Origin of the sequence: Yeosuana marina (assembly GCF_011762485.1) — a bacterium.
GTDB lineage: Bacteria > Bacteroidota > Bacteroidia > Flavobacteriales > Flavobacteriaceae > Yeosuana > Yeosuana marina.
In genome coordinates, this window is the sequence record NZ_JAAKGI010000007.1 from 228,449 (window position 1) to 244,755 (window position 16,307).

At 32.3% G+C, this 16,307-nt stretch carries 15 protein-coding genes; 5 read left to right on the forward strand and 10 right to left on the reverse strand.

The features are described 5' to 3' along the window. Positions 1-3: 3 nt before the first annotated feature. The 5 genes from G5V56_RS09680 to ychF form a co-directional block, all read right to left on the reverse strand. A complete protein-coding gene (locus G5V56_RS09680; RefSeq protein WP_166964320.1) occupies positions 4-162 on the reverse strand; it encodes a hypothetical protein in 159 nt (52 codons plus the stop codon). A gap of 87 nt (positions 163-249) precedes the next feature. After that, on the reverse strand, positions 250-2,109 hold the full coding sequence (locus tag G5V56_RS09685; RefSeq protein ID WP_166964322.1) for a DNA topoisomerase IV subunit B: 1,860 nt from the start codon (positions 2,107-2,109) through the stop codon (positions 250-252). Between the two features lie 146 nt (positions 2,110-2,255). Continuing rightward, positions 2,256-3,155 (reverse strand): DMT family transporter, encoded by a 900-nt coding sequence (locus G5V56_RS09690; RefSeq protein ID WP_166964324.1) that lies wholly within the window; start codon positions 3,153-3,155, stop codon positions 2,256-2,258. 283 nt (positions 3,156-3,438) lie between these two features. After that, a complete protein-coding gene (locus G5V56_RS09695; RefSeq protein ID WP_166964326.1) occupies positions 3,439-4,137 on the reverse strand; it encodes a hypothetical protein in 699 nt (232 codons plus the stop codon). Between the two features lie 127 nt (positions 4,138-4,264). Then, positions 4,265-5,359: a redox-regulated ATPase YchF gene (ychF, locus tag G5V56_RS09700; RefSeq protein WP_166964328.1), complete on the reverse strand. Its 1,095-nt coding sequence runs from the start codon at positions 5,357-5,359 to the stop codon at positions 4,265-4,267. 129 nt (positions 5,360-5,488) lie between these two features. On the opposite strand from ychF, the gene G5V56_RS09705 reads away from it, so the two are divergent. After that, positions 5,489-6,961: a carboxypeptidase-like regulatory domain-containing protein gene (locus G5V56_RS09705; RefSeq protein WP_166964330.1), complete on the forward strand. Its 1,473-nt coding sequence runs from the start codon at positions 5,489-5,491 to the stop codon at positions 6,959-6,961. Between the two features lie 49 nt (positions 6,962-7,010). Here the strand turns inward: G5V56_RS09705 and G5V56_RS09710 are convergent, their stop codons facing one another. The 3 genes from G5V56_RS09710 to G5V56_RS09720 all read right to left on the reverse strand — a co-directional run bounded on the left by G5V56_RS09710 (position 7,011) and on the right by G5V56_RS09720 (position 9,822). Continuing rightward, positions 7,011-7,556: a hypothetical protein gene (locus G5V56_RS09710; RefSeq protein ID WP_166964332.1), complete on the reverse strand. Its 546-nt coding sequence runs from the start codon at positions 7,554-7,556 to the stop codon at positions 7,011-7,013. Between the two features lie 193 nt (positions 7,557-7,749). Further along, complete coding sequence (locus G5V56_RS09715) at positions 7,750-8,850, reverse strand: glycoside hydrolase family 26 protein (protein ID WP_240911282.1); 1,101 nt, start codon at positions 8,848-8,850, stop codon at positions 7,750-7,752. Between the two features lie 30 nt (positions 8,851-8,880). Beyond that, positions 8,881-9,822 (reverse strand): aldo/keto reductase, encoded by a 942-nt coding sequence (locus G5V56_RS09720; protein WP_166964334.1) that lies wholly within the window; start codon positions 9,820-9,822, stop codon positions 8,881-8,883. Between the two features lie 213 nt (positions 9,823-10,035). On the opposite strand from G5V56_RS09720, the gene G5V56_RS09725 reads away from it, so the two are divergent. Next, positions 10,036-11,574, forward strand: coding sequence for a hypothetical protein (locus G5V56_RS09725; RefSeq protein ID WP_166964336.1), 1,539 nt, complete (start codon positions 10,036-10,038; stop codon positions 11,572-11,574). Between the two features lie 27 nt (positions 11,575-11,601). On the opposite strand, the gene G5V56_RS09730 is transcribed toward G5V56_RS09725, so the two are convergent. Together G5V56_RS09730 and G5V56_RS09735 are read right to left on the reverse strand one after the other, a co-directional pair. Next, the gene (locus G5V56_RS09730) at positions 11,602-12,366 is read right to left on the reverse strand and encodes a creatininase family protein (RefSeq protein ID WP_206285890.1); all 765 of its coding nucleotides are present in this window, start codon (positions 12,364-12,366) and stop codon (positions 11,602-11,604) included. 171 nt (positions 12,367-12,537) lie between these two features. Then, positions 12,538-12,891 (reverse strand): 4Fe-4S dicluster domain-containing protein, encoded by a 354-nt coding sequence (locus G5V56_RS09735; protein WP_166964338.1) that lies wholly within the window; start codon positions 12,889-12,891, stop codon positions 12,538-12,540. A gap of 67 nt (positions 12,892-12,958) precedes the next feature. Between G5V56_RS09735 and G5V56_RS09740 the strand changes: the two genes are divergently transcribed. From G5V56_RS09740 to G5V56_RS09750, 3 genes are all read left to right on the forward strand, one after another. Continuing rightward, positions 12,959-14,017 (forward strand): acyl-CoA reductase, encoded by a 1,059-nt coding sequence (locus G5V56_RS09740; protein WP_166964534.1) that lies wholly within the window; start codon positions 12,959-12,961, stop codon positions 14,015-14,017. Positions 14,018-14,104: 87 nt separating this feature from the next. Next, positions 14,105-15,169 carry a 3-phosphoserine/phosphohydroxythreonine transaminase gene (serC, locus tag G5V56_RS09745; RefSeq protein ID WP_166964340.1) on the forward strand — a complete coding sequence of 355 codons (1,065 nt, stop codon included), beginning with the start codon at positions 14,105-14,107 and terminating at the stop codon, positions 15,167-15,169. Positions 15,170-15,297: 128 nt separating this feature from the next. Further along, entirely contained in the window at positions 15,298-16,248 is a 951-nt protein-coding gene (locus G5V56_RS09750; protein WP_166964342.1) for a D-2-hydroxyacid dehydrogenase, read from the forward strand. The last annotated feature ends 59 nt before the right edge of the window (positions 16,249-16,307 follow it).

A 16,307-nucleotide genomic window follows, 5' to 3' on the forward strand; every position in this document is an offset into this window, starting at 1 on the left:
TTTTTACTTTTTTGGTGTACCATTAAGCATAACACGCCCCACAGACTTTAATCTGTGCATTTGCTCTTTACTTGTATGAGTGTGTAAATGCTCATAAGAACGTCTTTTAAAACCAGTTTTTTCTTTAGAATATAACATAATTAATACTTTTAGTTTGTTCATCTAAAACTCTAATATGTATGCTTTTCAACTAGTTAAATAACTAGCCTTTTTTGGCATATATAATTAACAATTTTAGACACTACAAATTTAGTTATCTTCTGCAATTAAATCAAGTTCAACTTTAAGATTATCGATAATAAATTCTTGCCTATCTGGTGTATTTTTCCCCATGTAAAATCCAAGCAATTCTTCTATAGATAAATCCTTATCTAACATAATAGGATCTAGACGAATACTATCTCCTATAAAATTTTTAAATTCATCAGGTGAAATTTCACCTAACCCTTTAAACCTGGTGATTTCTGGTTTCGGTTTTAATTTTTCAATGGCATCTTTTCGTTCTTGTTCAGAATAGCAATAAATGGTTTCTTTTTTGTTACGCACCCTAAACAACGGTGTTTGTAATATGTACAAATGTCCCTCTTTAATGATTTCTGGAAAAAACTGTAAAAAGAAGGTTATTAATAACAATCTAATATGCATTCCATCAACATCTGCATCGGTGGCTATAACAATGTTATTATAACGTAAGTCTTCAATAGATTCTTCAATATTTAACGCGGCTTGTAATAAATTAAATTCTTCATTTTCATAAACAATTTTCTTACTTAAACCATATGAATTTAGAGGTTTTCCTTTTAAACTAAAGACCGCTTGTGTGTTAACATCTCTTGATTTTGTGATACTACCAGAAGCGGAATCACCCTCGGTAATAAATAAAGTAGTTTCTAAATTTCGTTCGTTTTTAGTATCTCCAAAGTGTACCCGACAATCTCGTAATTTTTTATTGTGCAAACTCGCTTTTTTAGCACGGTCTTTGGCTAGTTTACGAATTCCTGAGAGTTCTTTACGCTCCCGTTCTGCCTGAAGGATTTTACGTTGTATTTTCTCGGCTGATTCTGGATTTTTATGTAAATAGTTATCAAGATGTGTTTTTACAAAATCATTAATAAACGTTCTTACGGTTGGCAAATCGCCTCCCATATCAGTAGAACCTAACTTTGTTTTTGTTTGACTTTCAAAAACAGGCTCCATTACTTTAATAGCAATTGCGCTTACTACTGATTTTCTAACATCAGCTGCTTCATAGTTTTTACCATAAAACTCTCTAATGGTTTTAACCAAGGCTTCTCTAAAAGCAGATAAATGTGTACCTCCTTGCGTGGTATTTTGACCATTTACAAACGAATGATATTCTTCACTATACTGCGTTTTACTATGTGTTAACGCAACTTCTATATCGTCACTTTTTAAATGTATGATTGGATATAACATGTCTGATTCACTAATGTTTTCAGCCAGCAAATCTTTTAAACCATGTTCACTAAAATACTTTTCACCATTAAAAACAATAGTTAAGCCCGTATTAAGATATACGTAGTTTTTAAGCATTCTTATAACATACTCACTCCTGTATTTATAATTTTTAAAAATGACTTCATCAGGAACAAATGACACCTTAGTACCTTTTCGTCTGGACGTATCATCTAAAAGATCTTGATTGGTAAGATTTCCTTGTTCAAATTCTGCAGAGGCCGACTTACTATCTCGGGTAGATTCTACTCTAAAAAATGAAGACAACGCATTAACAGCTTTTGTTCCCACACCATTTAAACCAACTGATTTTTTAAATGCCTTAGAATCGTACTTTCCACCCGTATTCATCTTAGAAACTACATCCACAACTTTTCCAAGCGGAATACCTCGTCCGTAATCTCTAACAGTTACTTTTTCTCCTTGAATAGATACTTCAATGGTTTTACCAGCCCCCATGACATACTCATCAATAGAGTTGTCTAAAACTTCTTTTAGCAGAATATAAATCCCGTCATCCGGAGACGATCCATCACCCAACTTACCAATATACATTCCTGGACGCATACGAATATGTTCTTTCCAGTCTAATGAGCGTATATTATCTTCGGTATAATTGGTTTGTTCAGCCATAGATTTTGAGCAAAAATTTAATGATGGTCGCTAATATAATATTAAAGGATAAAAAATAAAATAGCCATTCAACAAAATAATTAACAATAAAACAATTAATCTTGTTGAGAACCTTATTTTTAAGTTATCAATACGGAATAAATTACTTATTTTTTCTTGCTTAAAGATACTAATGAAATTCCAATTATTACAGCAAAAGCACCTAATAATTGTAATAACGTTAATTGTTCATTTAAAAAGATTGCGGCCAAAATAATTGTAGAAATTGGGCCTACAGCTGCAATTACTGCAAAATTTGATGAACTAATTAATTTGATGGAAGTTGACACCAAAAAAGACGGAATAACCGTTGCGAATATGGCTATTAAAAAGCCTAATAAATATACTTGCCATGGATAATTCAATAAATCTATTGGATTTGCAATTCCGTAATGGACAAACACAAAAATACAAGACACTATCATAGCGTAAGCCGTAAACTTAACCACCCCAAATTTTGGAATTAACCAGCCACTTCCTGATAGATATGCGGCATAGGTAATGGCGCAAAGCAAGATAAAAAAACCTCCTAAATATGTGTCACTACCAGAAATAGCAACTTCGTTCCAAAAAGCGATGATAATGCCTACGTAGGTTAAAACAATCGCGTACACTTGATTTTTGGTAATTACCTGTTTCAAAAAGATTTTGTTGAATAGGAGTACTATCGTAGGATATAGAAACAGAATAATTCGCTCTAAACTGGCTTTGATATAGACCAATCCTACAAAATCAAAATAACTAGATAGATAGTAGCCTACAAATCCAAAAAAGGCTACCCACAAATAATCATTTTTTACGAGCGTAACACCATTGGTGTTTTTACGATATAAAAAGGCAATAACCACATAAAATGGAAATGAAAACAGCATTCTAAATAGTAAAACACTAACCGCATCAACCTGATATTGATAGGCTAATTTAACCATTACGGCTTTTGAAGAAAACAAAATAATGCCCAGCAACCCTAAAATGATGCCGGTGACAAAAGATTTATTGGATTTCATCTGTTTAAATTTGCTTGTTTTTCTATCTCTCAGATGCCATTCTCTATTAATTCTATTAGCTAGTAGTAACTTATTGAATTGCTCATTTCATATTGCAAAAATAAACTTGGAAGAAGTAATGTATTATCCAATAGTTTATGATTTACGACGTTCAAGAAAACATAATTACTCTAAAATTTTGCAAATCATAACATTAAATACTCCTCTTATTGATTTGAAAAAGTGATTAAAAAGAAAAACCCAATGCTTGTAACATTGGGTTTTTATAATATTTTTATTGTTTTTACAACATATAAACAACACCTATTAACACTCTAGGCATCAAACTAGGTTGTTTTATAGCATCGTTGGCATCCTTATAGGTAAACTGAACATTATCATTTGCATTATCATTTCTTGGGTTTACATTGTCGTTATCTGGACTATAGGAAGTATCATGACCAGTTAGTGTACTGTTAAAAAAGTAATCTAACCCAACAGCCGCTAATAAGCTTAATTTATCACTCATCTTAAACTGACTTTCGTAGCCTAAACCCAATCCGACTTGCTTTGAAGTCACATCAAAATTTTCATTACCACCAACATATTTAAAATTGGCTTTAAAACTGGAATATCTTGGACCAAAAACAATTTTAGAATCATCTGAATTTATAAAGTCTGAATCTAACATAAAATCTAAGCGATAATCAAAGGATCGGGCTTTTTCTTCAGGAACACCATTGGTAGCATTGTTAATAAAAATACGTCGTGCATCTGCTGAATTTCCTGGATCCATGCTTGTAAGTCCAATACCTAATCTTATTTGAACCGGAAGATTTTCTAAAGGACGCAGTGCTGTGGCTGATATTTGAAAACCTAATCCTCTATTGTAGCCCGTAGAAAAACCTAAAGCAAAATTAGATTCACGAGGAAGCACCTGAGAATACGCAATAGTTGTAAAAATGACTAATAAAACTGTTAAAATTGGTTGTCTTGCATTCATAAATTTGGGGTTTAATTTTATACAAAATTAAATACGAATGAAAACTAGTTTTGGACTTTACAAGCGGATACTATTTTTTGAAATAATTATAATCTATTAAAATTCAAGTTATTAAACCTAAAAATATCTACACATTAAATAAGAAATGCATCACATCGCCATCTTTAACAATGTAATTTTTTCCTTCAACACGCATTTTACCAGCTTCTTTTACTTTAGCTTCACTACCATATGATTCAAAATCATCGTAAGCAATCACCTCAGCTCTAATAAAACCTTTTTCAAAATCTGTATGAATAACACCTGCCGCTTGTGGTGCAGTGGCTCCAACATCAATAGTCCAAGCTCTCACCTCTTTAACACCTGCAGTAAAATAGGTTTGTTGTTTTAAAAGTTTATATGCAGAGCGAATCAATTTAGCAGAACCTGCTTCATCTAATCCTATATCTTGAAGAAACATTTGACGTTCTTCATAATCATCCAATTCATTAATATCGGCTTCCGTTCCAACAGCTAAAACTAATACTTCTGCTTCTTCATTTTTAACAGCCTCTTTTACCAAATCAACATAGGCATTCCCAGATACAGCAGAACCTTCATCCACATTACACACATACATAACGGGTTTGTCTGTAATAAACTGTGACGGCGCAACAAAATCATTATAATCATCTTCACTAAACTCAAGCGCTCTAACCGATGTTCCAGCCTCAAGACCTGCTTTAATTTTCAACAAAACAGCTTCTTCCTTTTGGGCGTCTTTATTCCCCGTTTTTGCTGCACGTTTTACTCTGTCTAGTTTTTTGTCAACAGTTTCTAAATCCTTTAGCTGTAATTCCATGTCGATGGTTTCCTTATCTCTAATAGGATCTACTTTTCCATCAACATGTACAATATTATCATTATCGAAACAACGTAATACATGCAAAATAGCATCGGTTTCTCTAATATTAGCTAAAAACTGATTTCCTAAACCTTCTCCTTTACTGGCTCCTTTTACCAAGCCCGCAATATCAACAATCTCTACCGTAGCAGGTTGTACTCTAACTGGTTTTACCAATTCTTCCAATTTTTCTAAACGCGGATCCGGAACGTTAACCACCCCAATGTTAGGTTCAATAGTACAAAACGGAAAGTTTGCACTTTGTGCTTTAGCGTTCGATAAACAATTAAACAACGTTGATTTTCCTACGTTTGGCAATCCTACAATTCCTGCTTTCATTGAAATTTATTTTAAAAGTGCAAATGTAATTAATTCCTCTTTTAATTAAAGTAAAACTGTATACTATCTATTTATTTATATTTGTAACAAAATGCAGGCTTGTTCGTCGATACTTCGAACCCATCAATTATGAAACATTTAATTCCCTTACTATTTATAGTCTTAGGCAGTGTATCGGTTTACTCACAAAACATAACGGTTAAATTAATAGACGCCAATACCAAAAAATCGATACCGTATGCTAATATAAAAACAGGCGATTATAGTGGTGTAATCTCTAATGAAGAAGGCTATTTTACGCTGCACGATGTTGCAAATGATGCACAAATAACCATTTCGTGTTTAGGGTATAAAAACAAAAACATCACTGTTAAAGACATAAAATCCTTCAACTTTATTATTGCGCTTGAAGAATCTATCAACGAGCTCAATACCGTTTACATAAGTGCTGAAAAACCAAATGCCGATGATATTGTTTCAAAAGCAAGACAACACCTTTCCAAAAATTACGATAGCAAACTCTATAAACATGAGGTGTTTTCAAGAGAAACCGCTTATATGGATTTTAATACCTTAAATTTTGATATTGAAAAAACATCGCACGTTAAAAAGCAACAATTAGAATCTGCCAACAAGAGTTTAGACTCCCTATCGAAAGCCATTATCAATAGTAAAACCAAACATTTTAAAGATTTTAAGGCAGATTTGTATATGGATGACTCTCTGAAAACAAAATTAGTCGTTCAAAAAGCAACCGAACTCATTGACCAGAAAAATAACCTCTCTATTGAAGATGTTCAAAAAAGAGCACAAGATGTGATTCTTAAATATTTAGACACCACCATAACCTATAAGCTTAAAACGGGTCTGTTTAAAATTGAAGATTCTTTATCGCTTAATGAGAAAGAAGATAAAAAAACATCCGAAAACGAATACAATATTAAAAATTTAAAAGAGCAAACAACTTCGTTATTAAAACGTGCTCAATTTTACAATACTTCTTTTGCTTCTGAAATTTTAGATGCCGATTTATACGAGTATAGTTTTCAAGACATTTCGTATTTTAATGATGACTTAATTTACGTAATTAACTACAAACCAAGACGTTATAAAGCTAAATACACGGGTAAACTTTTTATTGCAGATAGCACCTATGCTATTACAAAAGTAGATTTTAAATATGCCGATGGCAAACGTGGTCAAAAAGTGAATTTAAAATTAATTTTAGGTGTTAAGTATATTGAAAACATGCGAAGAGGAACCATTATTTACCAAAAGGACTCTGTAAACAAATACCAGCCACACTATATAAAATTTGAAGAAGGACGCTATTTTTATGTGAGCAGACCTTTAAAATTTATTGAAAACAGCCCGGAGAAAAATAAAACCAGTTTTGACTTTACCATTGAAGGTGACATTTTAACGAAACAAGAATTATTACTTACCAGCAACAGCAAAATAAGCTTAGATGATTTTAAAAAGGTAACCGAAGACAAAAACGTGCCTTACGTAACGCTACATAGCTATGATGCCAGTATTTGGAAACAAGACCAGACGTTGGAACCATCCACTGAAATGAAGGAGTTTAAGGGCGAGGATTAAATTGTTTTTTTGAATGAGGCTTATCATTTATACAATTTTTACTTAGTTTTTATTCTTTTTTAATGACTCGTTTTTTCTTTAGATTTTTTTGTTTAAATATTTTTTTTACGTCGTGCAAATCATAAAGTCCATTTCTTAAATCCGCTTCTAGCTGCATTCTTAATTCGGATATCCTGTCATAATATTTTTTTCCAATTTGTTCAATTTCGAAATCAGATTTTTTATGTATATGATTTCCAATATTGAAAAAAAGACTGTTTATTTCTTCTAAAGTTTTATTTGTTTTTTTATCAATCCAAAGGCTGTATGATATTGCTAACATCAAGTTTTCCTGAAATTTATAGAACTCCTTTTCACCATTTCCTAGCAATGAGTGATAAGGTTTATTATCATCCCCTAACGCTACAGCTTTCATCACGGCAATTTGATTCTCAATGAACTCATATGCATGTAACCTCTTTTTCAAAATTTCTTTATAATACTCGTTTCTAAACTCCAATTTCTTTAATCCGATTGATGTCCAATACGAGATTACTGCTGAGACTATCCCTGCAAGTAATGAGCTAGCAAGTAAAATTTGAATGGTATCGGACATTTTTGTTTGAATTTAGTACAAGGTATTGTTATGAAATCACTTCAATATTTCATATCAACCAGTATGCTAATTTAATACAAATCCTACAAAATTAAAATCAAACTTATAAACAGTTATAAACAAAAAATTACATCTAACCTGTTTAGAATGCCTTATAAAACACGCTTTATCTATTAATAATTTAGTAGTTTTTTTATCGCCCATTTTGAAGATGAGTCCACAATTCTGCGCTAGGTTTTAAATACCTTGGTTTAGAGATTTCTTCCTGCCATTTTTTTGAAATAAACTCACTTTCCTGGATACGTGAATCTACATGTTTAAACAAATCATTATTTATCCACATAGGCTGTACAGACCAATCTACATTAATATACGAGAATGCTTTAATAACATCCTTGTTTTGGTTAAGCGTATTAAAAAAAGGTATAAACCACGATTCCCACGCTTCTTTTGCTATGTTTGGTTTAGAAAGATCGGTATCAAAAAAAAGTCCGCCATCATATAAAATGGGCGTTGCTTCAGCAATAAAAACGGGTTTTTTATGTTTTCTGGCAAAAGTTAGCATTTCTTGATCTGTATTATCAAAATAGGAATAGGCACACCAATCTACTAAATCATCACCAGGATACCATGCTTCAAGAATATCTTGATTGGAACCCTTTCCTTTAGATTGCCAAACAAAAGCCACATTCGTGACGTTCATATCATCAAACATAGCATGAATATGTTTCCAGGCGGCTAGATAATCCTTTTTGTTGTAATGATTCCAATCCCAACCATCAAATTCGTACCCTACTCGCAAAAAAATAGGTCGATTACTCGCTTTAATCCATTCTGCGAGTTCTCTTATTAGATGGTTGTGTTTTCCATTCGCTGTCTTTTTTTCATTACCTACTATAGATAATCCTATAGCAATCATGCTATGATTAAAATCTGCATCATCAAGGTAATATTGAGCGCAGTTATCTTCAGCTCCCCAATTGGCAACGGTTTTAATGCCGTCATTCCCTTTCTGTATATATCCAAACGATTCTGCGCCCGGTGAAAACCCAGTATAAACGGTTACACCCGCAGGAACATCAAAATGGTCGCAATAGCCATCGGTGTAATTATCAAGACCTCCAACAGCTCTGAGATCTTGCCCGATAAAAAAAAGACATTCGCCGTCGGCTGGTTCAAATTTAGCCATAGTGGGTTCTGTATTATTATTAGAAATTAATGCGGTTTTTTTGACCGATGAGCAACTAAAAACAAGGCATACAATAGCAACAAGTATTATTTTTTGGTATTTCATGTTTTTAATTTTTATTAAAACAGATTCAACCTACCAAGGCAGCTTTAAATGTTCCACCTCGTTTTGATAAAAGTCTTCTAGGTTTATAACCAGTTCTTTGGAAAGTGGCCTTTTGGTACTTTCAATATTATTTTTAAGTTGCCTGATTGAAGTATTACCCGGAATAACGGTCGAAACAGCCTCATAGGCTAAACAAAACGATAAGGCTTTTTGAGCCAGATTATCCTCTGCTCCAACTATATGTTTTACCTTGTCTACTAAAAGACTTCTTGTGGAAATATCCGTTTTAGACCACCGTTTTCTAATATCGTTAAACGTACTTTCAGCATTATATTTGCCAGAAAGCCAACCAGAATCGAGCGGAATTTTCACAATAATACCAACCTCTTTTTCTATAGCTGTTTTAAATGCTTTGGCTGTATCTTGATGAAGGATATTAAAAAAGGCTTCAATAACATTACCATTAGTGGTATCCATAAACAATTTCATATCGTTATAAGTATCTAAAGACGCTCCATACGCTCGTATTTTACCTTCCTCAATCAAACGTTCCAAGATTTCGTAATGCGGATTATTATTGCCATCCAAATATTCTGAAGGCGGACTGTGTAAAATGAGCGAATCTAGATAATCTACTTGCAATCGTTTTAAACTACCTTCTAAAGAGGTTCTAATATAATTGGCGTCATAATTCGTTTTACCTTCGGCTGTATGACCGAATTTTGTATTAACAACCAGCTTACTTCTATCAAAAGACTTAAGTGCTTTTCCAAGTCGTAATTCGCTGGTTCCGAGACCATAATTTGGAGATGTATCAAAAAAATTAACACCTAATTCTATGGCTTTAAAAACCATATCCATCGCCTCTTTTTCGGACATAGATTTCCAACCGGAATTTTCTCCCAATTGCCATGCGCCTAAACCAATTTCAGATACTAACGGAGATGTTTTAATGTATTTGTTATAGTTCATTTTAAAATAATGTTTAACTATTATTCACGTCTTTTATCTATCAAGATATGAGATATTCCAAATATAATTAAACCTAAAAGAACTATTTGATATTCTCTTAAGTAAGTAATAATAAAACACCAAAAATTTCTACGTATTATTTTTATTTTTTTATTACATCGATTTGATTTTGTAGCTATATTTGGATGATACAATTCATACTAATTTTTTGAAATGAAAACATATTTTATTCTTTTTTTATGTTACCTAAGTTTTGCCTCAGTATATAGTCAAAATGATATTCAAATTGAATATGGAGCCGTTTTTAAAAATGAGAAAAGAGAGATTCCTTTTGATATTGTTGGTAAAGATGAAAACGGCTACTACATGCTATATTCTGAAGGTAAATATGGCCAAGGTGACGATATGTTTTTAAGAAAATTCAACTTAGATTTAACACCATCTAGACAGGAATTAAATTTAAAAGATGACACCTACGAGGATAAATTTAGTTCTCTTGGAGTTACTAAAATAAACGATAATATTATACATGTTTTCAGTTTAATGACTGATACAGGTAAAAAATATTACTATCAATTAGTCAACCTAAACACTTTTGAGTTGAGCGAAAAAAAATTCATTACCGAAATTGAAAATGATACTAAAAATGCCAACAATTCTATAAGTAGGTTTATTATAAGTGATGATGAAAATACAATTACGCTTTTTTATACCATTCCTAATAAAAATAAAGAAACGGCTAAAATAAGAGTGCAAACATTTGATTCTAGTTTTGTAGAACAAACTAATACCACATATGAGTTTCCGTATAATAACGATGTGTTATCAATTCGAAGTGTTTTTTCTAATAAAAACAAAGAACTATTTGTTTTGTGCAAAGTGTATGATAGTTCAAAAATTTTAAGTGATGAATCCAAGCATCAATATGAATTTCAATTATTTAAAGTAACGTCTGATAATCTAAAATTATTAACAAAAATAAGATCTAACAACGTTCATTTAAGACATTTAAGTACAGCCTTATTTGATGATAATAAATTAGTACTAACGGGGTTGTTTTCTGTGAAAGACATGTATGCCATGACAGGTGTTTTTTCTGCAAAGATAGATTTGGAAACAGGTAAACAGTTGTATGCTAATTACAATACATTATCGACTGAATTCTTTTCAAAATTAATGAGTGATGGTAAAAAGAAAGATAAAGCGATATTAAAATACAACGAAGGTAAACGCGAAAATCCAAACTACATTTTAAAAAATACTATAAAACTTGACAATGATGAGCTATTAGTTTTAGCAGAACAAAACAGATCCTTTACCTATAATTATATAACAACTTATTACAGTGATAATATTGCAGCTATTAAACTAGATAATCAAGGCAATGTTATTTGGTCCAATAAAATTGGTAAAAGAAACGAAAAAGCGAATATTTATATCTACAATTCTTTTTTTCCTATTTTAAAAAATGATGCGATTTACCTGTTTTACAATGGCAACTCAAAAAACCTGAATCATAAAACTGGGTTTATAGCTAATTCATTTGGCTCTGATGAAAGTGTTTTTTTAAGTACAAAAATAGATGCAGAAGGGAACTATACAAGACACATATTATGTACTAAGGAAGAGCTTGAAGGCGTTACAATAAGACCAAGTTTATATAATTGGATAGATGACAATACCCTTTTAATGTTTGGTCAAGATATTGATAATTTAAAAAACCAACGATTTATTAAAGTTATTTTTAAATAAAAAACACGAAACCAATAGCTCAAGTTTTTATTCGTATAAGTTATTGGTATCAGCATTTGAAATATCGATCATCAAACGAGACATTTTTTCGCAGACTGCATTAAAAAATTTTTCTCCTTTTTCGCGAGTTGATGCTTTAGGATTCCCTACGCCAGTATCCTCACTTATTTGCGACCATGGGCGTTCAGTCCAAGCCCAATCCTCAGAAAATCCTTTAATTTTATTTTTCTTTTCCTTGCCGTCACCCCACTCTGCTTTTGGCAAAACCAATTCAGGTTTTAAATAAAGAATAAGACTTGTTTCCATTTCATCGGCATGATCACCAGAAGCCTCAAAATAAATGCTTTTATCTAACGATTTGAACCAGTTGGTAATACAGAGAAACATTTTTGGATATTTTAAACCAAGTTCTCTAATAATAGATTTTAAGTCGTTACCACCATGACTATTAAGAACCATTAATTTATAAATACCTTGTCTATTTAGCACTTCAATAACATCACTTAAAATAGAAAATTGGGTACTGGGGTTTAAATTGATATCTAAATAAATATCTGATTGCCCTGTGTTAACGCCAAATGGAATAGATGGTAAAACCATTACTTTTGCACCCTTATCCCAGGCTATTCTTGCCGATTCGGCAGCAATGGATTCTCCTTCAAAAATATCAGTCCCATATGGCAAATGATAATTATGCGCTTCAGTAGCACCCCATGGCAGAACTGCTAATTCGATGGTTTCGTTTTTTAAATGTTTCCAGTTTGTTTCGGCTAATATATAAGGTCTTATCATTTACAATTAAATTTTAATAAAGTAGTTTAAAACAATTTTATGTTTTTAAAAATAGCGAGATATGCGAAGTTAATCTTTATCTCCCAAGATTAAAAGTTGGAAGATTAACAGTTATAAACAAAAAATCCCAAGCCAAGGCTCAGGATTTTATAATGTAATGTCGAATATCGACTAATCTTCTGGATGCATAAAACGTTGTTTTGCTAACAACACTTCTTCGGTTTCTACATGATTGTCATCCGGCACACAACAATCTACAGGACATACAGCTGCACATTGTGGCTCATCATGAAACCCTTTACATTCGGTACATTTATCGGGCACAATGTAATACACCTCATCACTTACCGGTTCTTGAGCTTCATCAGCATCAACCTCTTTTCCATTGGTTAAAACAACTTTTCCTTTTAAACTGGTTCCGTCATTATAGCGCCAGTCATCAGCCGCTTCATATATCGCAGTATTTGGACATTCTGGTTCACAAGCACCACAATTTATACATTCATCTGTTATTATAATTGCCATAGCATTTTCTTTTTCTAAATTTGCAATGACAAAAATAAAGCCAAAACCATTCATAACCAAATACAGAATGAATTTACAGCAAAGAATTAACGCTTTTGTAAAATTAGGAGAGTTTTTAAGTCAGTTTTCTAATGAAATAATTCAAAAAAAAGAAACTGTACAATACAACGAGTTATTTTTTGATGGCTTTAAACATCAATTAAAATTAGCCGAAGAGCATAATGGCTGGTTTACAAAAGAAAATATGGCGTTTGCGCTTAAAGGCTGGTCAGAATCTTTAACTTCAGAAAACATAAACAAATGGCTATCTCCCTATAAAATTACCACTAAATCCCCTAAACAAGTGGCTATTGTGATGGCTGGAAATATTCCACTGGTTGGGTTTCATGATTTTTTATCGGTTTTACTATGTGGTCATCATACTTTGGTTAAGCAGTCATCTAACGACAAACATCTACTTCCGTATTTAGCTAAATATTTAGAATATGGTGAGCCAGAATTTAAAGGCACCATGACATTTACCGAAGATAAACTAGAAGGTTTTGATGCTGTAATAGCCACTGGAAGTAATAATACTGCACGCTACTTTGAATACTATTTTAAAGGCAAACCATCCATCATAAGAAACAATAGAAACTCTGTCGCCGTTTTAAGCGGTAATGAAAGCTTGGAAGAGCTTCAAGCACTATCAGAAGACATTTTTAGATATTATGGGTTAGGTTGTAGAAACGTGTCTAAATTATATGTTCCCAAAAACTATGATTTCGATTTGTTTTTTCAGGGCGTTTACCACTGGCACCCCATTATTGAACAAACTAAATATGCTAATAATTACGACTATAACAAAGCGGTATATTTGATGAGTGAATTTGACATGCTAGAAAATGGGTTCTTAATGATTAAGGAAGATACCAGCTACGCCTCGCCTATTGCCACTGTTTTTTATGAGTTTTATGACTCTAAAGAGCTATTGAAAGAAAAATTGAAAAGTGAAAAAGACGCTATTCAATGTATCGTATCCAACGGATTTACTGAAAAAGAAGTTGCTTTTGGCAACACACAAAAACCTCAACTTTGGGATTATGCGGATGATGTCGATTCTATTGAATTTTTATTATCAATTTGACGAAAAAATTATTGAATTAACAACATAAAATCATCAATTAATTAGGAACTTTGCAACAATTAATTATCACAAATAATTATCATAAAAATGAAAAAACATAACTTTAGTGCTGGACCAAGTATCTTACCTCAAGAGGTCTTATTAAAAGCGTCTCACGCTGTCATTGATTTTAACAATGAAGGCTTATCCTTATTAGAAATTTCACACCGAAGCAAAGGTTTTGTGGACGTTATGGAGAATGCCAGATCTTTGGTTTTAGAACTTTTAGGATTAGAAGGAAAAGGTTACAAAGCATTGTTTTTACAAGGTGGAGCAAGTACTCAATTTTTAATGGTTGCCATGAATCTTTTAGAAAAAAGAGCCGGGTATTTAAACACAGGAACTTGGAGTAAAAAAGCCATTAAAGAAGCAAGAATATTAGATGATATATATGAAGTGGCTTCTTCTGAAAGTGCAAACTTCAATTATATACCAAAAGGATACGATATTCCTGAAGATTATGATTATTTCCACTGTACTTCAAACAACACCATTTTTGGAACGCAAATGAAATCATTTCCAAACTCTCCAATACCAATGGTATGCGATATGAGTAGTGATATTTTTTCACGGGTGTTAGATTTTTCAAAATTTGACTTAATCTATGCAGGTGCTCAAAAAAATATGGGACCCGCAGGAACAACATTAGTCGTGGTAAAAGAAGATATATTAGGTAAAGTATCTCGTAAAATTCCATCAATGATGGATTATAAATTACATATAGGTTCTGGCAGTATGTATAACACGCCTCCTGTTTTTGCTGTTTATACGTCTATGCTAACTTTAGAATGGATTAAAAAGTCAGGTGGTATTTCTAAAATTGAAGAAGCAAATGAAAAGAAAGCTACTTTGATATATTCTGAAATAGATTTAAATCCACTATTTAAAGGATTTTCTACTAAAGAAGACAGATCGAGCATGAATGCAACCTTCACCCTTCAAAATGAAAACTTAAAAGAAACATTTGAAACCATGTTAAAAGAAGCTGGTATTAGCGGCTTGAATGGACATAGAAGTGTTGGAGGCTATAGAGCATCTATGTATAACGCTTTACCAATAGAAAGCGTGAAAGTATTGGTAGAAGTCATGAGTGAACTGGAAAGTAAAGCTTAAACCGTCATTCCGAACGAAGTGGCGTAATCTCATTAAAAATGACAAAAAAACATAATATAATTACAAGTTACATTAGTAATGGTTCTCTGAACTTTTAGTTTTTAACTTTTAACTTTTAACTTAGATAAATGAAAGTATTAGCAAACGACGGTATTTCAAAAAGTGGAATAGATGCCCTTGAAAAAGGTGGTTATGAAGTGATCACTACAACCGTAGCACAAGAGCAATTAATAAATTATATTAACGAGCACCAAATAAGTGTATTACTAGTTCGTAGTGCTACAACTGTTCGTAAAGACCTTATTGATTCCTGCCCAAGTTTAAAAATTATTGGACGTGGTGGTGTTGGTATGGATAATATTGATGTGGAGTACGCAAAAAGTAAAGGACTTCATGTAATCAATACACCGGCGGCATCATCTCACTCTGTGGCCGAATTAGTATTTGGTCATTTATATGGCTTATCTCGATTTTTACATAATTCTAACCGCGATATGCCTTTAGAAGGTGATACTAATTTTAAAGGATTGAAAAAAGCCTACGCCAAAGGAACAGAGTTAAAAGGAAAAACTTTAGGTGTTTTAGGATTTGGTCGTATTGGTCAAGCTACCGCTAAAGTTGCTCTAGGAGCTGGCATGAAAGTAATTGCTTTTGATCCGTTTTTAGAAAAAGCTAATTTAGAATTAGAATTTTTTGATGGACAAAAAGTAAATTTTGAAATTGAAACTATTTCTAAAGAAGAGGTTTTAAAACAAGCTGATTTTATCACCTTACATGTACCCGCTCAAAAAGACTATGTCATTGATGAAGCTGAGTTTAACATGATGAAAGATGGTGTAATTATAGTCAATGCTGCACGTGGTGGAGTTATTAATGAAGTCGCATTAGTAAAAGCTATTGAAAATGGCAAAGTAGCCAGAGCAGCTTTAGATGTTTTTGAAAAAGAACCAAAACCAGAAATGCAGTTATTAATGAATCCTGCGTTATCATTAACACCTCATACCGGAGCTGCTACTAATGAAGCTCAAGATAGAATAGGTACTGAATTAGCGTCGCAAATCATTAGCATTCTAGGATAAATTTAAAATAATGTGACCAAAAGGTTATATTTGGGTCCTATACATAGTGTATAGGACTT

Bases quoted from the DNA above. Each gene is read 5' to 3' on its own strand.
- G5V56_RS09680 (WP_166964320.1), bottom strand. From the start codon at position 162: ATGAACAAACTAAAAGTATTAATTATGTTATATTCTAAAGAAAAAACT.
- G5V56_RS09685 (WP_166964322.1), bottom strand. From the start codon at position 2,109: ATGGCTGAACAAACCAATTATACCGAAGATAATATACGCTCATTAGAC.
- G5V56_RS09690 (WP_166964324.1), bottom strand. From the start codon at position 3,155: ATGAAATCCAATAAATCTTTTGTCACCGGCATCATTTTAGGGTTGCTG.
- G5V56_RS09695 (WP_166964326.1), bottom strand. From the start codon at position 4,137: ATGAATGCAAGACAACCAATTTTAACAGTTTTATTAGTCATTTTTACA.
- ychF (WP_166964328.1), bottom strand. From the start codon at position 5,359: ATGAAAGCAGGAATTGTAGGATTGCCAAACGTAGGAAAATCAACGTTG.
- G5V56_RS09705 (WP_166964330.1), top strand. From the start codon at position 5,489: ATGAAACATTTAATTCCCTTACTATTTATAGTCTTAGGCAGTGTATCG.
- G5V56_RS09710 (WP_166964332.1), bottom strand. From the start codon at position 7,556: ATGTCCGATACCATTCAAATTTTACTTGCTAGCTCATTACTTGCAGGG.
- G5V56_RS09715 (WP_240911282.1), bottom strand. From the start codon at position 8,850: ATGAAATACCAAAAAATAATACTTGTTGCTATTGTATGCCTTGTTTTT.
- G5V56_RS09720 (WP_166964334.1), bottom strand. From the start codon at position 9,822: ATGAACTATAACAAATACATTAAAACATCTCCGTTAGTATCTGAAATT.
- G5V56_RS09725 (WP_166964336.1), top strand. From the start codon at position 10,036: ATGAAAACATATTTTATTCTTTTTTTATGTTACCTAAGTTTTGCCTCA.
- G5V56_RS09730 (WP_206285890.1), bottom strand. From the start codon at position 12,366: ATGATAAGACCTTATATATTAGCCGAAACAAACTGGAAACATTTAAAA.
- G5V56_RS09735 (WP_166964338.1), bottom strand. From the start codon at position 12,891: ATGGCAATTATAATAACAGATGAATGTATAAATTGTGGTGCTTGTGAA.
- G5V56_RS09740 (WP_166964534.1), top strand. From the start codon at position 12,959: ATGAATTTACAGCAAAGAATTAACGCTTTTGTAAAATTAGGAGAGTTT.
- serC (WP_166964340.1), top strand. From the start codon at position 14,105: ATGAAAAAACATAACTTTAGTGCTGGACCAAGTATCTTACCTCAAGAG.
- G5V56_RS09750 (WP_166964342.1), top strand. From the start codon at position 15,298: ATGAAAGTATTAGCAAACGACGGTATTTCAAAAAGTGGAATAGATGCC.